Origin of the sequence: Maritalea mobilis (genome assembly GCF_004363175.1) — a bacterium.
GTDB lineage: Bacteria > Pseudomonadota > Alphaproteobacteria > Rhizobiales > Devosiaceae > Maritalea > Maritalea mobilis.
The window spans coordinates 730,180-750,328 of record NZ_SNYR01000001.1; the positions used below are offsets into that span (position 1 = coordinate 730,180).

General features: G+C 53.4%; 19 protein-coding genes. 9 read left to right on the forward strand and 10 right to left on the reverse strand.

Going from position 1 to position 20,149, the window contains the following annotated elements:
* Positions 1-160 precede the first annotated feature (160 nt).
* The 4 genes from ATL17_RS03465 (at position 161) to ATL17_RS03480 (ending at position 4,292) form a co-directional block, all read left to right on the forward strand.
* Entirely contained in the window at positions 161-1,030 is an 870-nt protein-coding gene (locus ATL17_RS03465; RefSeq protein ID WP_133571374.1) for an ATPase, read from the forward strand.
* Positions 1,031-1,090: 60 nt separating this feature from the next.
* Complete coding sequence (locus ATL17_RS03470) at positions 1,091-2,005, forward strand: homoserine O-succinyltransferase (protein WP_133571375.1); 915 nt, start codon at positions 1,091-1,093, stop codon at positions 2,003-2,005.
* Positions 2,006-2,562: 557 nt separating this feature from the next.
* Positions 2,563-3,750 carry an alpha/beta hydrolase gene (locus ATL17_RS03475; RefSeq protein ID WP_133571376.1) on the forward strand — a complete coding sequence of 396 codons (1,188 nt, stop codon included), beginning with the start codon at positions 2,563-2,565 and terminating at the stop codon, positions 3,748-3,750.
* Positions 3,750-4,292: a PadR family transcriptional regulator gene (locus tag ATL17_RS03480; RefSeq protein WP_133571377.1), complete on the forward strand. Its 543-nt coding sequence runs from the start codon at positions 3,750-3,752 to the stop codon at positions 4,290-4,292. Before ATL17_RS03475 ends, ATL17_RS03480 begins: the two co-directional genes overlap by 1 nt.
* Before the next feature lie 497 nt (positions 4,293-4,789).
* On the opposite strand, the gene ATL17_RS03485 is transcribed toward ATL17_RS03480, so the two are convergent.
* A complete protein-coding gene (locus ATL17_RS03485) occupies positions 4,790-5,332 on the reverse strand; it encodes a DUF2087 domain-containing protein (protein ID WP_133571378.1) in 543 nt (180 codons plus the stop codon).
* A gap of 315 nt (positions 5,333-5,647) precedes the next feature.
* On the opposite strand from ATL17_RS03485, the gene ATL17_RS03490 reads away from it, so the two are divergent.
* The 4 genes from ATL17_RS03490 (at position 5,648) to ATL17_RS03505 (ending at position 9,937) form a co-directional block, all read left to right on the forward strand.
* Entirely contained in the window at positions 5,648-6,115 is a 468-nt protein-coding gene (locus ATL17_RS03490) for a hypothetical protein (RefSeq protein ID WP_133571379.1), read from the forward strand.
* A gap of 91 nt (positions 6,116-6,206) precedes the next feature.
* Positions 6,207-7,652 carry a YcjX family GTP-binding protein gene (locus tag ATL17_RS03495; RefSeq protein ID WP_133571380.1) on the forward strand — a complete coding sequence of 482 codons (1,446 nt, stop codon included), beginning with the start codon at positions 6,207-6,209 and terminating at the stop codon, positions 7,650-7,652.
* The gene (locus ATL17_RS03500) at positions 7,649-8,668 is read left to right on the forward strand and encodes a YcjF family protein (RefSeq protein ID WP_133571381.1); all 1,020 of its coding nucleotides are present in this window, start codon (positions 7,649-7,651) and stop codon (positions 8,666-8,668) included. Before ATL17_RS03495 ends, ATL17_RS03500 begins: the two co-directional genes overlap by 4 nt.
* A 63-nt stretch (positions 8,669-8,731) precedes the next feature.
* Positions 8,732-9,937, forward strand: coding sequence for an MFS transporter (locus ATL17_RS03505; RefSeq protein ID WP_133571382.1), 1,206 nt, complete (start codon positions 8,732-8,734; stop codon positions 9,935-9,937).
* A gap of 4 nt (positions 9,938-9,941) precedes the next feature.
* Here ATL17_RS03505 and ATL17_RS03510 read toward each other — a convergent pair whose 3' ends face one another.
* On the reverse strand, positions 9,942-10,805 hold the full coding sequence (locus ATL17_RS03510; RefSeq protein WP_133571383.1) for a hypothetical protein: 864 nt from the start codon (positions 10,803-10,805) through the stop codon (positions 9,942-9,944).
* A gap of 327 nt (positions 10,806-11,132) precedes the next feature.
* Between ATL17_RS03510 and ATL17_RS03515 the strand changes: the two genes are divergently transcribed.
* The gene (locus tag ATL17_RS03515; RefSeq protein WP_133571384.1) at positions 11,133-11,420 is read left to right on the forward strand and encodes a GIY-YIG nuclease family protein; all 288 of its coding nucleotides are present in this window, start codon (positions 11,133-11,135) and stop codon (positions 11,418-11,420) included.
* A gap of 1,583 nt (positions 11,421-13,003) precedes the next feature.
* Here ATL17_RS03515 and ATL17_RS03520 read toward each other — a convergent pair.
* From ATL17_RS03520 to ATL17_RS03555, 8 genes are all read right to left on the reverse strand, one after another.
* Entirely contained in the window at positions 13,004-13,336 is a 333-nt protein-coding gene (locus tag ATL17_RS03520) for a 2Fe-2S iron-sulfur cluster-binding protein (RefSeq protein WP_133571385.1), read from the reverse strand.
* The gene (locus tag ATL17_RS03525) at positions 13,336-14,364 is read right to left on the reverse strand and encodes an NAD(P)/FAD-dependent oxidoreductase (protein WP_133571386.1); all 1,029 of its coding nucleotides are present in this window, start codon (positions 14,362-14,364) and stop codon (positions 13,336-13,338) included. The genes ATL17_RS03520 and ATL17_RS03525 overlap by 1 nt, the downstream gene beginning before the upstream one ends.
* A 77-nt stretch (positions 14,365-14,441) precedes the next feature.
* On the reverse strand, positions 14,442-15,722 hold the full coding sequence (locus tag ATL17_RS03530; protein ID WP_133571387.1) for a phosphoadenylyl-sulfate reductase: 1,281 nt from the start codon (positions 15,720-15,722) through the stop codon (positions 14,442-14,444).
* The gene (locus tag ATL17_RS03535; RefSeq protein WP_133571388.1) at positions 15,715-17,358 is read right to left on the reverse strand and encodes a nitrite/sulfite reductase; all 1,644 of its coding nucleotides are present in this window, start codon (positions 17,356-17,358) and stop codon (positions 15,715-15,717) included. Before ATL17_RS03535 ends, ATL17_RS03530 begins: the two co-directional genes overlap by 8 nt.
* Positions 17,345-17,650 (reverse strand): DUF2849 domain-containing protein, encoded by a 306-nt coding sequence (locus tag ATL17_RS03540; RefSeq protein ID WP_133571389.1) that lies wholly within the window; start codon positions 17,648-17,650, stop codon positions 17,345-17,347. Before ATL17_RS03540 ends, ATL17_RS03535 begins: the two co-directional genes overlap by 14 nt.
* Before the next feature lie 8 nt (positions 17,651-17,658).
* Complete coding sequence (gene cysG, locus ATL17_RS03545; protein WP_133572180.1) at positions 17,659-19,053, reverse strand: siroheme synthase CysG; 1,395 nt, start codon at positions 19,051-19,053, stop codon at positions 17,659-17,661.
* 219 nt (positions 19,054-19,272) lie between these two features.
* Entirely contained in the window at positions 19,273-19,593 is a 321-nt protein-coding gene (locus ATL17_RS03550) for a 2Fe-2S iron-sulfur cluster-binding protein (protein WP_027834381.1), read from the reverse strand.
* Positions 19,594-19,677: 84 nt separating this feature from the next.
* Positions 19,678-20,061, reverse strand: a complete 384-nt coding sequence (locus ATL17_RS03555; protein ID WP_133571390.1) for a hypothetical protein — start codon at positions 20,059-20,061, stop codon at positions 19,678-19,680.
* Positions 20,062-20,149 lie beyond the last annotated feature (88 nt).

Here is a 20,149-nt window from a genome sequence, read left to right on the forward strand (position 1 = left end):
CACTAACCATAAATATGGCGACCAAACCGGAATCTTTTACCAGCTTAGGGGCAATTTTTGCCCAGCCGCATCAAAATTGCCGAACCGCCATGCGCATCAGTGACTTGAGCACAATTACGAAACCCGCTAAGACCGGATGAACAACAGTGGAAACCAAAAGATGATTTTCAATTCGCCAGATGAGTTTTTGAATGCGCCGCGCAAATGCATCACTGCATTTGGCATGTCTGGCGTGGGCAAAACCCATTTCGCCAACAAGTTGCGCGATCAGAACTGGTTCCACTATTCCGTCGATTACCGCATTGGCACCCGCTATATGGGCGAGCACATTGTTGATAATTTCAAACAATGCGCCATGAAGGACCCGTTTTTGGCCAATCTGCTGCGCACCGACAGCATTTTTATTGGCTCAAACATCACCTTCAACAATTTGTCGCCCCTCTCCACCTATCTTGGAAAGCCGGGCAACCCAGAATTGGGCGGCATCCCGTTTGACGAATATAAGCGCCGCCAAGCACAGCATCGCCAGGCTGAAATCTCTGCCATGCTGGATACCCCATACTTCATAGACCGCGCCAAGCGCCTCTATGGCTATGATCATTTCATTGCCGATAGCTCAGGCTCATTCTGTGAAGTGATCGACCTTGATGACCCGCAAGATCCCGTCTTAGAAGCTGTAACAGGTTCGTCCGCGCTGCTCTATATTCGCGGCACAGAAGAAGACGAAGAAAAACTGATTGCGCGTTTCAAAAAAGCGCCAAAGCCGATGTATTACGCGCCGAAATTGCTCGACCAGAAATGGCAGCAATACAAGCAAGAGAATAAAATCGTCCATGATCAGGATGTCGATCCAGACGCCTTTATGATCTGGGTGTTCTCCACTGCTCTGCGCCACCGCTTGCCCCTTTATCAGCAAATCGCTGACCAGCATGGCTACGTCATCGAAGCCGCTGATTTGGCCACTATGCGAGATATGGAAGATTTTGATGCGATGATGGCGGCCGCCATCACAAATCGCAACAAAGCTTGATCAATCTCTCATTACCGCCTAAACCAAAAACCCTCTTAAATCTCTAATCGGAGTACTCCAATGCCCATCAAGATTCCTAATCATTTGCCCGCGCGTCAAATTTTGGAAGAAGAGGGCATTATGGTGATGGACGAGTCCCGCGCCACCACGCAGGACATTCGCCCGCTGCAAATCGGCTTACTCAATCTGATGCCCAATAAAGAGCGCACAGAAACCCAGTTTGCCCGCCTTATCGGCGCAACGCCCTTGCAGGTTGATTTGACCCTTGTGCGCATTTCAAACCACCAATCCAAAAATGTAGCGCAGGATCACCTTGAAGCCTTCTATAAGACTTGGGACGAAGTGAAAGATCGCAAGTTTGACGGCTTTATCGTCACTGGCGCGCCGATCGCCCATCTCGAATTCAAAGATGTTGGCTATTGGGATGAAATGGTTGACATTATGAACTGGACGCGCACCAATGTGCACACCACCATGTTTGTATGCTGGGGCGCTCAAGCAGCGCTGCACCATTTCCACAATGTCCAGCGCTTCCGTCGTCCGAAAAAGGCCTTCGGCGTTTACCGCCATCAAGCGGCAACCCACGCCTCGCCTTATCTCTTGGGCTTCTCAGACGATTTCGCGATCCCTGTGTCTCGCATCAACGATATTGACCATGCCTCTGTGCCGAATAATTTGGAAGTGCTGATCAATTCAAAAGAAGTTGGCCTTTGCCTCCTTAACGATCCTGATCACCGTCAGCTCTTCATGCTGAACCATTTGGAATATGACCATAAATCACTGGTGGAAGAATATTTACGAGACAAAGAAGCCGGCCTCGACACGCCACCACCCGTCAACACGTTCCCAAATGATGACATTACCCAAGAGCCCCTAAACCGCTGGCGCTCTCACGCCTATTTGCTGTTCGGCAATTGGATCAATCAAATGTATCAAACCACCGAATACGACCTAAACAAAATCGGCACCAAATAAGCTGAATCAAATCTCGAAACATGAGAGCCAAGCATTTGTTTTAACAGCATTTGCTTGGCTCTTTTCTTGCCGCCACCGGTCGCTATCGCTCCCGTCCCCGGCACCCCCGGCTCTTTTCTTGCCGCCACCGGTCGCTATCGCTCCCGTTCCCGGCACCCCGGCTCTTTTTCGCCGCCACCGCTCGCTGCGCTCCCGTCCCCGGCACCCCCGCCATTGGCAGCCCGAGTTAAAGTTGGAACATCCCGCCCCCAACGTCATTACCGGGCTTGACCCGGTAATCCATACAGCGCCAGCCATCTGTGCCCCACGTCCCGCCACCCTCGCGTCATTGCAAGACTTGATCTTGCAATCCATTTCACGACAACACACAGCACGAAGCCAACTCTTTTCCCGTTTGCCATCCCACCCCGCCGCCCCGGACTTGATCCGGGGCCACACAACCTCAGGCACGAAACACTCATCACGCACACCGCCACCAAAAACCAAATCCACCCACCCCCTTGCAAATATATCTACTAGATATATATAAGACCCAGTTTTGCTTTTGGAGAAACCTTATGAAACGGCTTTGGTTTATCGCCATCCCCCTCATTTTGATGATAGGCGGCGCCCTTCTCATCCTGATTATGCTGCAACCCGCACTGCCTGCCCCATCAGGCCCACACCTCGTCGGCTATCAACGCACCAACATTGAACAGGGCGACCGCTGGGTGGATGTACAAATCTTCTACCCTGCGACAGAAAAGAGCGACCAGCAGCCACCTGCAATGCCCAAAACCCTCGCCGCCCAAATGGCGAAAAGCTTTGGTGCGCCAGAGGCTGCGATGCAAGATGATCGACCGCTCCCCGCCTATATCGGCGCCAAAGCCGTTGCCGGGTCGCATCCCGTGATCATCTTCAACCATGGCCATGGCATGTACGCAGGGCAAAACAGTCATCAAGTGATGGAATTGGCCAGCCAAGGCTATGTCGTCATGGCCATCAGCCATCCGGGGCACAGCCTTGTTGCCTTTAAAGGCGATGAGCCAACCCTCAAGTCTGAAGATGTCGCCAACTACCCACCGGAAGTGGCGAAAGCTCTGCTCACCCGCCAAGCCGAAGGCTATGACGCTTTGCGCCAAACCAATTCGATGGACGAGTGGACAACCACCATGCACGCGCTCGAAACCGAAGCCTTTGGTGAGATTAGCGGCCAGTTCCAAGATTGGATCGACAATAACAAACTTGTGCTGGACCAACTCCCAGCACTGCAATCTGGCGCCATCTCCACCACCGTCGCAGGCACGCTAGACCTCGACAATATTGGCTATTTCGGCCACTCATTCGGTGGTGCGGTGGCTACCCACATGAATATGCAAGATGATCGCGTCAGCGCTTCTTACAGCATGGACGGCCCGGCCTTCACTTGGTCAATTGCGGAAAATCCCGCTGGCGCATTCTGCTTCGCTTATGGCAATGCCAATGATCAAGCGGGCGTAAAGTCAGATATGTCATGGGTGAACCAACAAATCGCCAAATCCACCAACGGGTGCGAACTGGTATTTGATGGCGCAGCCCACATGAATTTCAGCGATTTGAATGAAATCTCATTCCTGAAATTCTTCGGTATGTTGGGGCCAGTTGACCATCAGGTGATGCGCAACAGCCTCAATCAATCCCTTGTTGAGTTCTTCAATTCCACCTTGCGCAATCAAGGCGAATTGACCCAAGTTGAGGGCACCGAACTCATGCAACATAAAAGCTGATGCAAGATAAGATCATTCTTGGCCTGTTGGCCTTCCAAGACGCCACATTATACGATCTGAAAAAGACGATGGAGCAGTCCACTGCGATGTTTTACAACACATCCTTCGGCTCCATCCACCCGGCCCTGCAAAAGCTGGAGCGGGCAAATCTGGTCACGGTGCACGAGGAGGCCAACGGCAAACGCGTGCGCAAAGTCTATTCACGCACGGCAAAAGGTGCAAAAGCCTTTCAAGATTGGATCAGCGAACCCGTCGCCGTCTTCAAAACCAAAGACGAAAGCATGCTGCGCCTCTTCTATTTCGGCCACATAGAAGGCGATGTCGCCCCGCACGTCCAGCTCTATATCGACGAAGCCGATCAATGGATCGCCGCACTGGAAACCATGCTCCATGCCCAAGACCTCTCAAAAGTCCCCGCCCAGTTCCAAAAAATGGCCTTCTTCCAACTCGCCACCATGCGCTACGGCCTCGATGTGATCAAATTCAGCAAAAGCTGGTACCAGCAATTGCTGAAAGACTACAAAGCCCAGGGGTTCGAGTAAACGCGCCTCTCCAGATTATGCTTGTGACCGCCCCAGACCTGATCCGGGGCCAACCTCAGTGTTCCTTGGCAACTTGATCCCGGCTCAAGGCCGGGATGGCCGAGCGGCAACGGCAGTTATGGCAGTGTTGCCCCGGAGCTTCCTCATGCGGCAGTTTTGCAGGAAGGCATCTCCCACCGTCATTGCAAGACTTGATCTTGCAATCCATTTCACGACAACCCACGGCACGAAAGAGCCTATTCAACGCCAACGCCGCCTCCCCCAACGTCACCCTCGGGCTTGACCCGAGGGTCCATGAAGAGTTGCAACATTGGGAGCACGCGCCAAGTGCACGCTAACAGCGACAAGCGAAGCAGCGGCATGGATTAGCCCGACAATGAAGCTGAGAATAACAGAACGCTAGCCCTCAATGGGGATCTAGAACGGAACAACAAACGCCCACCCCCATGGCCGCCCCGGACCTGATCCGGGACCAATTCTCCACCAACGCCGGAACTCTAAGCCCCTCGCCGCACCTTCACCTGCCGGATCAATTCCACCGCTTCAGCAGGCGGCTTCTGCTCCACCCGCAAATAATCCGACCCATCGCGATTGCGGGTCAGCAAGCCCAATCCAACCATCATCCGCCGCAACAGTGCAGCATCACCAAAGCTGTGCACCTGATCCAGCCTCGCATTCACCTCGCGCTCATGCAAATGCTTACCTTTGGGCAGCACCGCCCAAAACAACCAAATGCAAGTCTCCTGCACTCGTCGGCGCGAGGGCCAGCGGTGCATCACCCCATCCGCATCAATATGCTGCAAACAGCGCGACACCAGCGCATGATCAATCTGCGCAGTATCCACCCCATCAGCCAATTGCTGCCCAGACTTATGCGCCGCCCGCATATGTTGGAAATTGCGAAATCCCGCCGCCCGCGCCAGCATATTCATCAAGCTGAGATGGCTCGGCACCGCCTGATCCTCACTCAATTGCTTGGCTAAACTGCGAGAAAATTGAGAAATATCCGCTGCATAAAGCGGAATAGATTGCTTTGACATTTTACATTCCTAGCTGCCGCATCGAATGTCGTTGGTCGCTGACTTAACGACGCGGCATTGAATATAAAACCCAAATGCATTGCGTGAATTAAAGCAGATTTAGCACTCCAAACCCGGAGCAGCGACGCCTTGGTGTTCTGCCAACCATGATTTCTTCATATTCAATTACCGACGAAAACTCAATAACCATTAGGATTGAAATTGGAATGTTAATAATTGCCGCATGACGCTCGCCCACCAGTCAACATTTTATTGACTGAATTTCAACGAGGACATATTTCTTGCAAGAACTACAACAATTACTCCGGATATTTGATGACTTTTGATTTTAGTCTAAAGCGATTTTTATTAGTTTATTTCTTGGTGTTTTCGGCGCTTTGTTTTGCATCATATTTAATGACATTTTCCGCACTAAAGACGATTGCCGCAGTAAACTACCTTCTCTTAATCGCCGCAGCAGCTGCTGCATTTGACACTGGCTACCGCTGGATTAATTCAAAAAGTTCGCCAATAGATAGTGACAGCTGGACGCAGGCGAAAAAGATGACTTTAGTCGAGATTTTTGCATCCCTTCCTATCTTGGCCATACAGTTATTATTGTTTCTAATCCTAACTGGTCCGCACGAAATCAGCGGCTTTCCACCTATTTACGCCATTGTTGGCATTATACTCGCGGCACTTAGCCTAGCTTTTTTCTATCTGATCAGCATGGCCGCGAAACGTTTTAGCTTTAATCAAGGTGCTAAGTTTACACACTCTCGCCGCACAGGCCAAAACAAGTGAATCAAATCACGAAGCTTTACGCCCAACCCCTTGCCCCATAAAATAAAATCCCTACCTTAAGGGGAGCATTTGAGTTGAGGAATCCTGCCTGATGGCAAATTGGACCGATGAGACCCGCATCGCCCTGGATAATATGCGCGACAGCGTCACTGGCCTGTTTGTGCCCACAATTCGGCTGGGGGTCACGGGCCTATCCCGCGCGGGCAAAACCGTGTTCATCACCTCCATGATTCAAAATCTGATCGAGGGCGACAATCTTTCGCTGTTCGCGCCGCTGGCCGAAGGGCGGCTTATTGGCGCGCAGCTCAGCCCGCATCCTAATGCCGCCATGCCGCGCTTTGCTTATGAGGAGCATTTGAAAGCCCTCAAGGGAGAAGATCGCCATTGGCCACAATCTACCCGGCAGATTTCACAGGTGCGGCTCACCCTCAAATTCCAGCCAGACCATTGGGCCACCGCGTGGGCGGGACCGCGCGAAGTGCATCTGGATATTGTCGATTACCCCGGCGAATGGCTGCTCGATCTGCCGCTGCTCGACAAAAGCTATCGCGAATGGTCGGACGATGCGTTGCAAAAGGCCCACGCCCCCGCCCGCGCCAATATCGCCGAGGAATGGCTGAACCTCACCTTGAAGGCCGATGCCGCCGCCCCGCTGGATGAAGAGCTGGCCACGCGCCTCTCCAACGCCTTTAAAGCCTATTTGCAGGCCTGCCGCGCTGATGAGCATGCCTTGAGCGCTCTGCCGCCCGGCCGCTTCCTCATGCCCGGCGATATGGATGGCTCTCCCGCGCTCACCTTTGCGCCGCTGCCTGCGCCAGAGGCCACGCCGAAAAGCGACAGTCTTTATGCGCAAATGGAGCGCCGCTATGAGGCGTACAAAAACATCGTGGTGCGCCCCTTCTTCCGCGATCATTTCGCCCGGCTTGATCGTCAGATCATTCTGGTCGATGCGCTCACCGCGCTCAATGCCGGCAGTGATGCGGTGACGGACTTGGAAAAGGCCCTCAGCGAAATTTTGACCTGTTTTAAAACCGGCAACAATCCGCTCTGGACCCGCTTTTTCTCCACCCATATCGACAAGATCCTGTTCGCCGCCACCAAGGCCGACCATATGCCCCACACCAACCACGATCGGTTGGGCGAGGTGCTGGGCCTGCTGGTCAAAGGCGCGCGCCAACGTGCCCATTATCAGGGCGCAGAAACCCAGTCCATGGCCCTCGCCGCCATCCGCGCCACCCATGAGGGGGAAGTGGAACATGAAGGCAAAATGCTCAAAACCATCATCGGCACGCCGCAAAAAGACGAAAGCCTGGGCGACAAAACCTACGACGGCAAAAGCGAAATCGCTCTATATCCCGGCAACTTACCGGAAAACCCGGATTCAATTTTTGAGGATGAGCAAAGCTATAAGGGCAAGCTGAAATTCCTCCGCTTCCGCCCACCCGTGCTCGACAATGCCGCGCGGCAAAAATCCGGCCTGCCGCACATTCGGCTAGACCGCGCCCTCGATTTCCTCTTGGGAGATAAATTGCAATGACCGATCCATTCGCCGTCGACCTATCCCCTAAGGACGAGAAGAAAAAGCCCGAAAAAGACGAGCTGGGCCCGCTCGCCTTTGAGGTCGATCAGGCCATCAATGTCAGCACTGAGATTGATCCGGAGGCAGACCTCGCCATCGCGCCAAAGCGCTCCTTTTGGCCGCGCCTGTTCTGGGGCAGCCTCAGCCTGCTGGTCTCCCTCGGCATCAGCCTGACGCTCGAGCGGCTGGTGCGTGATCTGTTCAACGCCTATCCCGCCCTTGGCTATGTCGGCCTTGGCCTTGTGGCGCTGATGGTTCTGGCCCTGTTGGGCCTGATCATCCGTGAGTTTCTCGGCCTCCGCCGCCTCAAAACCCTCGCCAAACTGAAGCACGAAGCCAGCGCCGCCCACACCGGCAAAAACCTGCCCGAAGCGCAAAAGGCGGTGCAGCAACTTCGCGCCATTTATGAGGGCAACCCAGCCATGGCCCGGCAATTGGCCGAGTTTGACCGCCACGCCAAAGACATTCTGGATGGCGATCAATTGCTTGAATTTGCCGAGCGCACCCTGCTCGTCCCGCTCGACGAAAAGGCCAAAGCCATCATTGCCAATTCGGCCCAGCGCATTTCGTTGGTCACCGCGGTCAGTCCACGCGCCTTTTTCGACATCATGTTCGTGCTCTATGAAGCTGCACGACTCACCCGCCGCATTGCCCAGCTTTATGGCGCCCGCCCGTCCTTTTTCGGCTTTATTGAAATGTCGAAATCGGTTATGGCCCATCTGGCGCTCACTGGCGGCATTGCCTTGGGCGATAGCGTGGTGCAGCAATTGCTGGGACACGGCCTCGCGGCACGCCTCTCCGCCAAGCTGGGCGAAGGGGTGATCAATGGCTTGATGACCGTACGCGTCGGCATCGCCGCCATCGCCGTGATCCGCCCGCTGCCCTATATGCTGAAAAAAGGCCCCGCGGTCAGCGATTTCCTCCCCGCCCTCACCAAGCTGGCGAAAGATCAGGATCAGACCAAAGGCCAATAGGCACAGTACCCTTTTGCCGCTTTTGCGCTTGACTGGTTGGACCAGTGCGCCTACTCAAAATCAATGAGCATCTTTGTCAAACATCGCGCTTTTTTGCGCTCGCCCTATTTCATGCTGATCCTCATGGCCATCGCCATGCAGCTCAGCTTTGCCTCTTGGCAAAATTTCCTCAACAATTTTGCCCACGACAAGGCCGCCTTCACTGGCGCCGATATGGGCCTGTTGCAATCCATTCGGGAAATTCCGGGCTTCCTCGCCTTCACCGCGGTGTTTGTGTTGCTTCTGCTACGTGAGCAAACCTTTGCCCTGATTTCGCTGGCCCTTCTGGGCTTGGGCGTTGCCGTCACAGGCTATTTCCCCACGCTGACGGGCCTTTTGATCACCACCTTCATCATGTCCGTGGGCTTCCATTATTATGAGACGATGAACCAGTCTTTGCAGCTGCAATGGCTGCCAAAAGAAACCGCCCCGCGCCAATTGGGCGTCATTCTCGCGGTCGGTTCTTTCGGACAATTGATCGTGTTCGGCCTGATCATCTGGCTCTATCAATGGGCCAAGCTGCCATATACGGCCTTGTTCGCCATTTTCGGCGGCCTCACGCTGGCGCTGGTGGCCTTTATGGTGTTTTGGTTCCCGCAATTTAAGGAAGAAGTGCCGCAGATCAAAAAGATCGTGCTGCGCAAACGCTATTGGCTTTATTACGCGCTCACCTTCATGTCCGGCGCCCGCCGCCAAATCTTTGTGGTGTTCGCTGCCTGGATGATGGTGGAAAAATTCGGCTTTGAGGTGCACGAGGTCTCTATCCTCTTCCTCATCAATGTGGCGTTCAACATGTATTTCGCGCCCAAAATCGGCGCGGCCATCATCCGCTTTGGCGAACGTACCGCCCTCACCATTGAATATATCGGCCTGATTTTGGTGTTCACCGCCTATGCGTTCGTGAATGACCCGATCCTCGGCGCCAGCCTTTATGTGATCGACCATTTCTTCTTCGCGCTGGCGATTGCGCTGAAAACATATTTCCAAAAAATCGCCGACCCCCGCGACATGGCCCCCACCGCCTCCGTCGCCTTCACCATCAACCACATCGCCGCCGTGGTCATCCCGGTGGTGTTTGGGCTGATTTGGATCACCAACCCTGCGGCAGTGTTCCTTGCTGGGGCGGGCTTTGCGTTTATTTCGCTGGTGTTGGCCCGGTTGATCCCACGTCATCCGATGGAAGGGCATGAGACGGTGTTGGGGAAGAAGGCGGTTGCTGTTGGGGAGTGATAGGTTAGTCGCCTAAATGCGCTTTACCAATCATATATGTAACAAACGATGCACAAGCGCCAAGCATAAACAATGCGTCAGATTCATCAACTTTTGCAGCGGCATCTTCTATGAGCGCGTGACGGATACCTCTTTCGTCACAAGTGAACCCATAGATCTTGTCAAAGCCTATTTTTAAGGACGGATGAAGATGGCCACGCTTATCCAGTTCAGCTAGCGCAGGACCAAGGGTTTTAGCGTTTGGCACCAATTTTCGAGCAACGGACTCTACTGCAGAAATTGACTCTCTAATTGAATCTGACCATTTGCCTTTGGTAAGGTTTTCGCCAGCAGAACTTAGATGCCGTTTGGCACCATGGAATCCCCCTTCCGAAAGCTTGGTATGCGCTGCCAATATAACCTTACCCTCTTCCACAGAGGCGACTGGCACAATCGCTAGACCGCTATCGTCAACACGATAAGCGGCAAACGATTCTCGAAGTTCTTTGTCAATTGCTGGCGGCACCCACTTAGGGCAATTGGGGGCTTTTAACAGAGCTTCGCAAAACCCTAGGCAGTCGGAATATGATTCACCATAAATCTTAGACTTAATAAACTCATGAACTTCGTGACGTTGGGTTGGGCATTCATCAGCAGGAAGTTCATAATATATCGACCAAATATAGCTCAAAATATTGTTCCATTCGTAGGTCAAACTCGACGTAGAAATGTGCCCTGTGAACTCAATGTTCTCATAAAATCTTTTCCACAACCTGCTCTGCAAGCCTCGTGACACCTCCCTCAATTTTAGTTGTGAGGGCAATGGTGCGATGCCCTCAGCCTGCTCAAATGCAAGGCTTGTGCGATCAGTTTTAATGTCCGCGTTCATAAGCATTCCCAGTATTATTTATGGAGGCACAATTTGCAAAGGTAACTACATCAATGCGCAAAGGCAATTGCAACGGTTGGCTAGACGCGATGTTGCTCACGCCTGGATACCCGCCTTCCTGGATTCCCGCCTTCGCGGGAATGACGGTGGTGGGGGCGTGGGGGCTGAGGAAAGCAACTGGTGCGCAGGGGCGTTGCGACCATTGTGCCATACGGGCAGCGTTGGTGGTTGCGAGCACCCTTCCCCCTCCCGTCATCCTCGGGCCAGCCTGCGCGGCGCGAGCGCACAAATAAGCCCCCGGGGATCCAGTTAAGCGCAAATCAAGGCATGAGCGCTTTTGTGTACATCATGGCCAGCCAGAGAAACGGCACATTATATGTAGGCGTGACCAATGATCTGGTGCGGCGCGTGTGGGAGCATCGCGAAGGTCAGGTGGATGGTTTCACCAAGCAACACGATGTGAAAATACTCGTCCATTTCGAGCAGCACGACAATTTCGAAAGTGCCATCACGCGCGAGAAGGCGCTGAAAAAGTGGAACCGCAAATGGAAGCTGAAACTCATTGAAAAGGGCAATCCTAATTGGAATGACCTTTATGATGAGGTGAGCCGATAGTCCCATCTGGATTCCCGACATTTTCTCCTCACGCCGGAGGGCTTGGCAGGAATGACGGCGGTGGATGCGGGCAGCCTTTCCCCTTCCCGACGTCACCCTCGGGCTTGACCCGAGGGTCCATGATGAGCTGGCCACACAGGAAATGGGCGTGTCCCCCCCCAAAAAAACTGTTGAATACTGCTTGTGTAGAGATGCGGAACTGAAAGCGAAGCAGATGTTAGCGCACCTTGCGGCAAGTGGAACGGCATCATGGATACTCGGGTCAAGCCCGAATATGACGACTGATGTGTGGTCGCAAAATTTGCAATAAAAACAACTTTAGATTGATACAGGATATCACGCGCAAACATTCAGTTCCGCAACCTATTACAATCAACCCACTGAAAAAAGTAATAATTCCACTCACCAAAACCACCCCATCCACCAAAAGCCGCAATCACAACTGACAAACTTATCCGCACCCCCAAAACCCGTGGTAAAATGGCGCCATCTTCTGCCCCATGCGGTTGTTGACGGACAACGGGGTATATCTGTTTCCCTGTCGAGCAATCGGCAGGATGTCGCGCATCGACGCAAGCAAAGCGATCGCATTCATCCCTGTGCCGGGCCAGCCTGTCCGGTGAGAGGAAAATGCGAGCGAAGCGACCGCTATCGGCCCTCCCATTATGGCGGGGGTGCCGGGGACGGGAGCGTAGCGACCGGTGGCGGTAATAAACAGACGTATGAAGAAGCGGTTGGTGGGCCGGACGCGGCGCACCGCGCCTTTGATTTGATTGCGTCCGACACCGAGGGCGGGCCCGTCCGGTGCAACGCATCGGGATGGCCGGGACTATTGGGTAAGCACCCCGCATAATCAGATCAAAACGCGAAAAACACCGCTGGCGCGAGACGTGAACGGTCTCAATTCTCTGCGCAACCACGAGCCCCGAAACGTCTCGTGCCCCGCAAACCTTGTCTCCTGAATGCCCGCCGCATGTCAGGCGCTTTGGTGTGTCTGCGCGAATGTGGGCGGGAAGTGGAAAATTGATCCCGGCTCAAGGCCGGGATGGCCACGAGAGGAAGTGTAGACGATCAAGAAAAGATGCTTGAGCAAAGCACCAACCACCCTCACCGCGTCATTGCAAGACCAGCCCGTCCGGCGTGAGGACCAATAATGCCTTGCAATCCATTTGAGTTGTCGGCTTGTAGAAGCATGTGTGAGTCAATCGCCACCGCTTCAGCAAGTCGACAAGTGAAATGGACCCCAAGATCAAGTCTTGGGGTGACGGCGTCGGGTGTGGCCGATGTCGAGGAAAGCGCTGGTGCGGGGCACCAATCGGCGGGGGTGCCGGGGACGGGAGCGCAGCGACCGGTGGCGGCGAGAAAAAAGCCGGGTGCACCGGGGACAGGAGCCAGCCTGCGCGGCGTAAGCACTGCAAAAAGCGCACGACAGCGTCGCGCATAAAAAATGCCCCCAACAAGCGCAAACGCAGGGGGCACCTAAACAAGGCTTGGGCGGCCAGCCCGGCGCACTTTTGCGCCGCGCCCGCGCAAGTTAGCTGATCGGTGCTAAGCACCGATCAGCGCTCAACCGTGAGCGAAAACTATGCCACCTCTGCGTCAGGCTTCGCGCTCGGCGCCAGAGAAACCTTCAACCCGTCGAGCTCTTCGCTCATCAGGATTTGACAAGAAAGGCGAGAATTGTCCTCAACATCGGGAACCGTGTCGAGCATATCTTCTTCCTCGTCCGTGGCGGGGTGCAGCTTGCTTTGCCATTCGGGATCAACGAACACATGGCAAGTTGCACACGCACAGGCGCCACCGCATTCGGCTTTGATGGGCAAGCCCCAATCCCGGATCACTTCCATGACGCGCCAGCCTTCCAGCGCTTCCAGCTCATGTTCCTTGCCATTATGGTCGGTGACGTAAATATGCATTATTTCACCCCAAGCTTCTTCTGCAATTTGGTGGATGATGTGGTGTATTGGAACACAACTTTTTCATCCGGGGAAATGATCTTCTTGGCCGCCTGCGCCATCAGCGCCGCTTCGTGGAAGCCAGAAAGGATCAGTTTCAATTTGCCAGGATAATAGTTGATGTCGCCAATTGCAAAAATGCCCTCTTCCGATGTGGCGAACTTTTCAGTGTCCACATTGATCAGGTTTTCATGCAAATTGAGGCCCCAATTGGCCACAGGGCCAAGCTTCATGGTCAGGCCAAAGAACGGCATCAAACGGGTAGCTGGCAGGCTTTTTTCGCCGTCAGCATTTTTGATGTTCACGGCGCTGATCTGGCCATTTTCGCCTTCAAGCGAAGCGATTTGGCCCAGCTCAAAGTTGATTTTGCCTTCGTCCACCAAGGCGCGCATTTTGTTCACACTGTCGGTGTGGGCGCGGAAGCTATCGCGACGGTGCACAAGCGTCAGGCTTTTGGCCAAGGGCGCAAGGTTCAAGGTCCAATCCAGCGCGCTGTCGCCACCGCCAACAATCACGATGTCATGATCGCGGAAATCATCCATTTTGCGCACAGCATAGAAAACAGACTGGTTTTCATATTCTTCAATATTCGGCACAGGAGGACGCTTCGGCTGGAACGAACCACCACCCGCAGCAATCACCACAACCTTACAACGGAAGGTTTCACCCGCATCAGTTTTCACGAGGAAGTCGCCATTATCCTGCCGCTCAATCTCATTGACCATGCGGTTATAATGGTAGGTCGGGCCAAATGGCTCCGCCTGCTTCAACAAATTATCAGTCAGCTCTTGCCCGGAAATTTCGGGAAAGGCTGGAATGTCATAGATCGGCTTTTCAGGATAAAGCTCAGCGCATTGGCCGCCCGGCTTGTCCAGAATGTCAATCAAATGGCATTTGATGTCCAGAAGGCCCAGTTCAAACACCGCAAAAAGTCCAACAGGACCCGCACCGACAATCACCACATCGGTGACGATCTCTTGTTCGCTCATTTATTCACTCACTTCGTGTCTTATTCCAGGCGCTGGACCGCCTGCGGTTTAAAGGGTGCTGGACCACCCCAAAAAGATTATTTCACCCGCCGCAAGAAAGGGCGTGTGCCCGCGGGCACCTCAATGTCGCGGCCTGTGGGCTGCATAAACACTGAAACACCAGCAATCGCATCGTTTTCTAGTGCGTTTCGCGTTGGTCCGTCAACAACCACAAGGCTGTCAAAGCCGCAACGGCGCAAAAACTGCACTTGGTCTGTCAAAATATCGCCACGTGCACGCAACTCGCCCTCAAAGCCATATCGCTCACGCAACAGGCGGGCAGATGAATATCCGCGACCATCGCCGAACTTTGGAAACTCAACCGAAATCGCAGAAAAACGGCTCGCTTCGTCACCGATCAAATGCACATCGTCGCCCGGCTCAACAATCAAGCCAATGGCGCCATTGCTGGCCAAAACCCGCTCCTTATGCTCAAGATAGAGCGCAAACGGCACAAAAACATGATCGAGATCAATCAAGGCCTCATCTTCTGCAAGATCACGCCATTGATCTTCAACAAATTGACCGTCTTTAAAAAGCGTATTCATGCCCTGTCCCTTGGCCTGCGGCTTTGCGATTTTGCCGCTTACATCAAAATGAATTCCACATTCGGTTTTGTCGCGCCCGCGCCAGCGACCAGAGCGAGGGTCTTCCCCCTCCTTCACCATCGAGGTACACGGCGCACAACCGATAGACAAATAGCCGACATTAAACAAGGGATGCGGTGGCAAATCATGTTCGGCGCGATAGGCCTTCACATCCTCAAAATCCCAATAGGCCAACGGGTTGACCTTGATGCGTTCATCGCTGGTCAATTCAAAGTGCGGCAACACCCCGCGATCGCTGGTTTGGAAGCGCTTGCGCCCGGTCACCCAGCCGCCATAGGCTTTCAACGCTGCGTCGAGCGGTTCAGTTTTACGGATATGGCAGCAGCTATCAGGATCGGTTTGCCAAAGGTCGCCCTTCGGGTCAAAACGTGCCAAATCGCTGGTGTCTGGCTCCAAAAAGCGCACATTGGTCAGGCCCAAATGCTGCTTCATGGTTTCCACATATTCAAGCGTTTCAGGGAAATGCTTGCCCGTTTCCAAAAACAGCACTTCCTGATGCGGATTGATCTGCGCCACCATGTGCAGCAACACAGAAGAATCTGCGCCGAAAGAAGAGACCATCGCGATGGGGTGCGAGGTCAATTCTTCCAGCGCATGGCGCAACACGCTCAGCGCGTCACGCTCATCAAACATGCCGTTCAAGGCAACCAATTGCAGATCGCTCAGGCGCTCCTTCGGGGTAAACGCTGCAGCGGCGTTGGAACTAGCCATAAAGCGCCTCCTTAAAGGGGGCCTCACCCAAACGACGGAACGCGTCAATAAAGGGCTCATCCGCATTTTCGCGTTTGGCCATATACACATCGAGCAGCTTTTCAAGCGCATCCGGCACTTGATCACCCGTCACACCACGGCCCAAAATATTGCCAACAGAGGCGTGTTCAGTGGCGTCACCGCCCACTGTGATCTGATAAAGCTCCGTGCCTTTTTTCTCCACGCCCAGCACACCAATATGGCCCACATGGTGGTGACCACAGGCGTTGATGCAGCCGGAGATTTTGACTTTCAGTTCGCCAAATTCGTTTTCACGATCCGCAAAGCGCTTGGCAATATCCTGCGCAATCGGAATTGAACGGGCGTTGGCCAAGGCGCAATAATCAAGACCCGGGCAAGCGATAATGTCAGAAATCAAACCCGCATTGCCTTCGGCCAAGCCGATCTCAACCAAACGGTCATAGATGGCCCGTACATCAGACTTTTTCACATGCGGCAGCACCAGATTTTGCTCGTGACTCACACGCAGCTCATCAAAGCTATAGTCACGCGCCAACTCAGCAATCGCGTCCATCTGCTCATCGGTCGCGTCACCAGGCACCTCGCCCACCGATTTCAAGGAAATGGTAATGGACGTGTAGCCAGGCTGGCGATGCTTAAACAGGTTGCGCTTCAAAAACTTCGCATATTGCGGATTCTCCAACGCATGACGCTCGGCATCCAAAACATCCTCTGCATCCGCGGCGAATGGCGGTGCGGCGAAATAAGTTGAAATCCGGTCCAGCTCTTCCTGTGGCAGGGTCAATACCCCGTCCTTCAGTTGCGCAAACTCGGCTTCAACTTCTTCGCGGATTTGCTCAATGCCGGTTTCGTGCACCAAAATCTTGATCCGCGCTTTATATTTGTTGTCGCGACGACCATGCAGATTATAGACCCGCAAAATTGCTTCCAAATAGGCCAGCAAATCTTCGTGCGGCACAAAATCATTGATTTCCTTGGCAACCATCGGCGTACGGCCCAAACCGCCGCCCACAAACACGCGCCAGCCAACCTGACCGCCCTGCTCATTGGCCATCAAACCAATATCGTGAAACTTCACGGCAGCACGATCCTGCGGCGCGCCAGTGATGGCGATTTTGAATTTGCGCGGCAAGAATGAAAATTCAGGATGTAGGCTCGACCATTGACGAATGATCTCAGCTACTGGGCGCGGATCGATGATTTCATCGTGGGCGGCGCCAGCAAACTGGTCCGTCGTCACATTGCGAATGCAGTTGCCCGAAGTTTGAATGGCGTGCATTTCAACTTCTGCCAATTCCTCAAGAATTTTTGGCACATCCTGCAATTTCGGCCAATTATATTGAATATTCTGCCGCGTGGTGAAGTGGCCATAGCCACGGTCATAGGTGCGGGCAATGTGCGCCAATTTATGCATCTGGCGGGAGTTCAGCGTGCCATATGGCACTGCAACCCGCAGCATATAGGCGTGCAATTGCAGATAAAGTCCATTCATCAAACGCAGCGGGCGAAACTGATCTTCGGTCAATTCCCCAGCAACACGGCGCTTTACCTGATCTGAAAACTGGGCGGTACGCTCGCGCACAAAGGCGGCGTCAAATTCATCATAGCGATACATAATCAGCCTCACTCAAATGCTGGCGGCCATAGGTGCCGACCGTTGGGCCATTGGCGCGAATTTGCTCGCGCAAGCGGTTGGTCTGCACCAACTGATTGTCGTGCTTTTCAACCGGAATGGCTTCAAGGCTCACCACCTTGTCCTTCTTGGTTGCCGCCGCCAAAATCTCATCAACTTCTGGCGCTTTATCGTCAAAAATTTGCGCTTGCTGCAAATCCATGCCCCAGCGGTCTTCGCCGTAAAAATATACGACGGCGCCGGACAAAAGCTCGTTGCCTGTAATTACTTTCATTGCCCCACCTATGCCACTTGCAATGTTTGAGGCAGTTGCGCCTCAAATTGTTGCCAATTGCCACTGGCAATCGCTTCACCGATGAAAACGATCGCTGGCCCTTCGGCCAATTGTTCTTTCAATTGTTCAGCGTCCGCCAATGTGCCCAAATGACGAGTGCTGTTTTCACGGCCCGCATTCACCACAACACCCACTGGCGTTGAACCTGCCAACCCGTGGGCGATCAAATCATTGGCCACATCTGCCAAGATCGACTTGCCCATATAAATGCCTAATGAAATGCCGGACTTCGCCAAGCTGGCCCAATGGGTCACCACTTGATTGTCTGCGCCATGCGCTGTTGCGAACACGATGCCTGAAGAAACATTGCGCAATGTAACAGCGGTTTCGCTGTCTGCCGCCGCAGCCAAAGCCGAGGTGATGCCTGGCACAATGTCAAAATCCACATTGTTTGCCCGCAAATGCGCGATTTCCTCGCCTGCGCGACCAAAAATCATCGGATCGCCAGACTTCAACCGCACCACGCGCTTGCCCTGCTTGGCCAAATCGACAAGCATCTGATTGATGCGCTTTTGCGTGAAGGAGTGACGGCCCTTGGCCTTACCAACTGCAAAACGTTCCGCATCGCGGCGGCCCATCTCCACAATGGCGTCTGGCACCAATTGGTCATGCACAATCACGTCTGCGCTTTGCAACACGCGCTGCGCGCGAAGCGTTAGCAAATCTTCCGCACCCGGACCTGCGCCAACCAAGTGCACAAAGCCCTGCCCTTCGGCACGCGCTTGCATCAACCAGTCCGCAAACAAGTGCGCGTCCTGATCCTGATCACCAGCCACCAGCCGCTCATATTTCGGCGAGGCCAGCAAATCTTGATAGAACTTGCGGCGCTGATCACCCGAATGAATCGTTTGCTCAACTTTCTCGCGTAAGCCACCAGTAAATTTCACGATTTTCCCCAAAGACAGCGGCAACAAGGCCTCAATTTTAGCCCGCACCAACCGCGCCATCACAGGCGCTTCGCCCTCAGATGAAATCGCAACGGACAAAGGAGCACGATCCACAATGGCCGGGGTGTAAAAATCGCACTCGTCTGGCTTGTCCACCACATTCAACGGAATGCCGTGCGCCCGCGCTGCCTCTTTGGCCAAATCCGCATCTGGCCCTTCATCACCGGAAAACACCATGGCTGCGCCTTCAAGCAAATCCTCGGTGAAAGGTTGCTCCAGCACAGTGATATCCAAGCCGCCGAAATCAGCAAAAATTTTACGGGCCACCACAATGGTGTGGGCATCAGTTTTGGCCGCCAACCGAGCTTTCGCCAAGGCTTCTGGGCCGCCACCTGCAATCACAATTTTTTTGCCCCGTACCTTCATAGATACTGGGAAAATGCCGAGTTTGGTCATCATCGCGCCTCGTCTAAGTTGTTACACAAAATAATCGAGGGGCGAACCATTGCCAAGCTACTGAAATAAAATAGCTTTTTTATTTCCCCATTCACAGGGAAAAAGAGAAAACCGAACCCAAAAAGAAAGGGGCGGTGAGTAAATTAAACTCACAACCCGCCCCTTTGATAGAATTTTTGCGCCAAATGGCGAATTCTGGAATGAAATTCTAAGGCTAAACTAAGCCTGATTTTCTGGTACGTGCACGACCAAACCGTCCATTTCGTCGCTCACCTTAATCTGGCAAGACAGGCGCGAACGGTCATTCACGTCAAAAGCAAAATCGAGCATATCTTCTTCCATCATGGAAGGTCCGCCCGTTACACTCACCCATTCTGGATCCACATAAACGTGGCATGTGGCACAGGTGCATGCGCCGCCACATTCAGCAACAATACCCGGCACCGCATTGCGGATCGCATTTTCCATGACGGTTGAGCCATTTTCAGCTTCAACTTCATGTTTGGTGCCATTGGCTTCAACATAGGTGATTTTTGCCATGAAATTATCCCTTATCTCTGATCAGTGGCCATATAGCGCCCCTAAGCGCCCATGACAACCACAACAAAGAGAGAAGATGTGCGGCTATTCGCCCAAAATTTGGTCGATAAACTCAAGAGCAACGCGAACAGCATCACCCAATTGAGCGTAAATTTCGCCCATTTGCGTTCCATTTTGCCGAAGTTCTTGCTCAGCAGAACGGCTTAACTCGGCAATGGAAGTAGCCCCAACTCCAAGGGCGGCAGACCGCATGCCATGAATGGTGATTTCAAGATTCGGCAAGCTTTTCGCTTTCGCCCAGTCTGGTTCAAATTTGCGCAATTGTTTGCGGTAGAGCTGCAATATATCGTTTTCGAGATTTTTGTTGCCCATTGTCTGGCGCGCCAAAAACGCCAAATCGATGGCACGTGGACGCCCTTCATCAACAGAAAAGCCAACTCCATCACGATCAATTGCAAGCCCGGCCATCGGCCTATACTCCTTGTGAACTCAAACTATCCACAACATATCAAACAAGGTTGAATCAAGCTTTAAAGCCCGTAAGAAGCCGAAAAAT

Excerpts from the sequence above, each read along its gene's own strand:
- ATL17_RS03525 (WP_133571386.1), bottom strand. The coding sequence starts at position 14,364 with ATGAGCGAACAAGAGATCGTCACCGATGTGGTGATTGTCGGTGCGGGT.
- ATL17_RS03540 (WP_133571389.1), bottom strand. The coding sequence starts at position 17,650 with ATGAAAGTAATTACAGGCAACGAGCTTTTGTCCGGCGCCGTCGTATAT.
- ATL17_RS03500 (WP_133571381.1), top strand. The coding sequence starts at position 7,649 with ATGACCGATCCATTCGCCGTCGACCTATCCCCTAAGGACGAGAAGAAA.
- ATL17_RS03520 (WP_133571385.1), bottom strand. The coding sequence starts at position 13,336 with ATGCATATTTACGTCACCGACCATAATGGCAAGGAACATGAGCTGGAA.
- ATL17_RS03475 (WP_133571376.1), top strand. The coding sequence starts at position 2,563 with ATGAAACGGCTTTGGTTTATCGCCATCCCCCTCATTTTGATGATAGGC.
- ATL17_RS03505 (WP_133571382.1), top strand. The coding sequence starts at position 8,732 with ATGAGCATCTTTGTCAAACATCGCGCTTTTTTGCGCTCGCCCTATTTC.
- ATL17_RS03515 (WP_133571384.1), top strand. The coding sequence starts at position 11,133 with ATGAGCGCTTTTGTGTACATCATGGCCAGCCAGAGAAACGGCACATTA.
- ATL17_RS03490 (WP_133571379.1), top strand. The coding sequence starts at position 5,648 with ATGACTTTTGATTTTAGTCTAAAGCGATTTTTATTAGTTTATTTCTTG.
- ATL17_RS03550 (WP_027834381.1), bottom strand. The coding sequence starts at position 19,593 with ATGGCAAAAATCACCTATGTTGAAGCCAATGGCACCAAACATGAAGTT.
- ATL17_RS03495 (WP_133571380.1), top strand. The coding sequence starts at position 6,207 with ATGGCAAATTGGACCGATGAGACCCGCATCGCCCTGGATAATATGCGC.
- ATL17_RS03530 (WP_133571387.1), bottom strand. The coding sequence starts at position 15,722 with ATGGCTAGTTCCAACGCCGCTGCAGCGTTTACCCCGAAGGAGCGCCTG.
- ATL17_RS03510 (WP_133571383.1), bottom strand. The coding sequence starts at position 10,805 with ATGAACGCGGACATTAAAACTGATCGCACAAGCCTTGCATTTGAGCAG.
- ATL17_RS03555 (WP_133571390.1), bottom strand. The coding sequence starts at position 20,061 with ATGGCCGGGCTTGCAATTGATCGTGATGGAGTTGGCTTTTCTGTTGAT.
- ATL17_RS03535 (WP_133571388.1), bottom strand. The coding sequence starts at position 17,358 with ATGTATCGCTATGATGAATTTGACGCCGCCTTTGTGCGCGAGCGTACC.
- ATL17_RS03470 (WP_133571375.1), top strand. The coding sequence starts at position 1,091 with ATGCCCATCAAGATTCCTAATCATTTGCCCGCGCGTCAAATTTTGGAA.
- ATL17_RS03465 (WP_133571374.1), top strand. The coding sequence starts at position 161 with ATGATTTTCAATTCGCCAGATGAGTTTTTGAATGCGCCGCGCAAATGC.
- ATL17_RS03485 (WP_133571378.1), bottom strand. The coding sequence starts at position 5,332 with ATGTCAAAGCAATCTATTCCGCTTTATGCAGCGGATATTTCTCAATTT.
- ATL17_RS03480 (WP_133571377.1), top strand. The coding sequence starts at position 3,750 with ATGCAAGATAAGATCATTCTTGGCCTGTTGGCCTTCCAAGACGCCACA.
- cysG (WP_133572180.1), bottom strand. The coding sequence starts at position 19,053 with ATGACCAAACTCGGCATTTTCCCAGTATCTATGAAGGTACGGGGCAAA.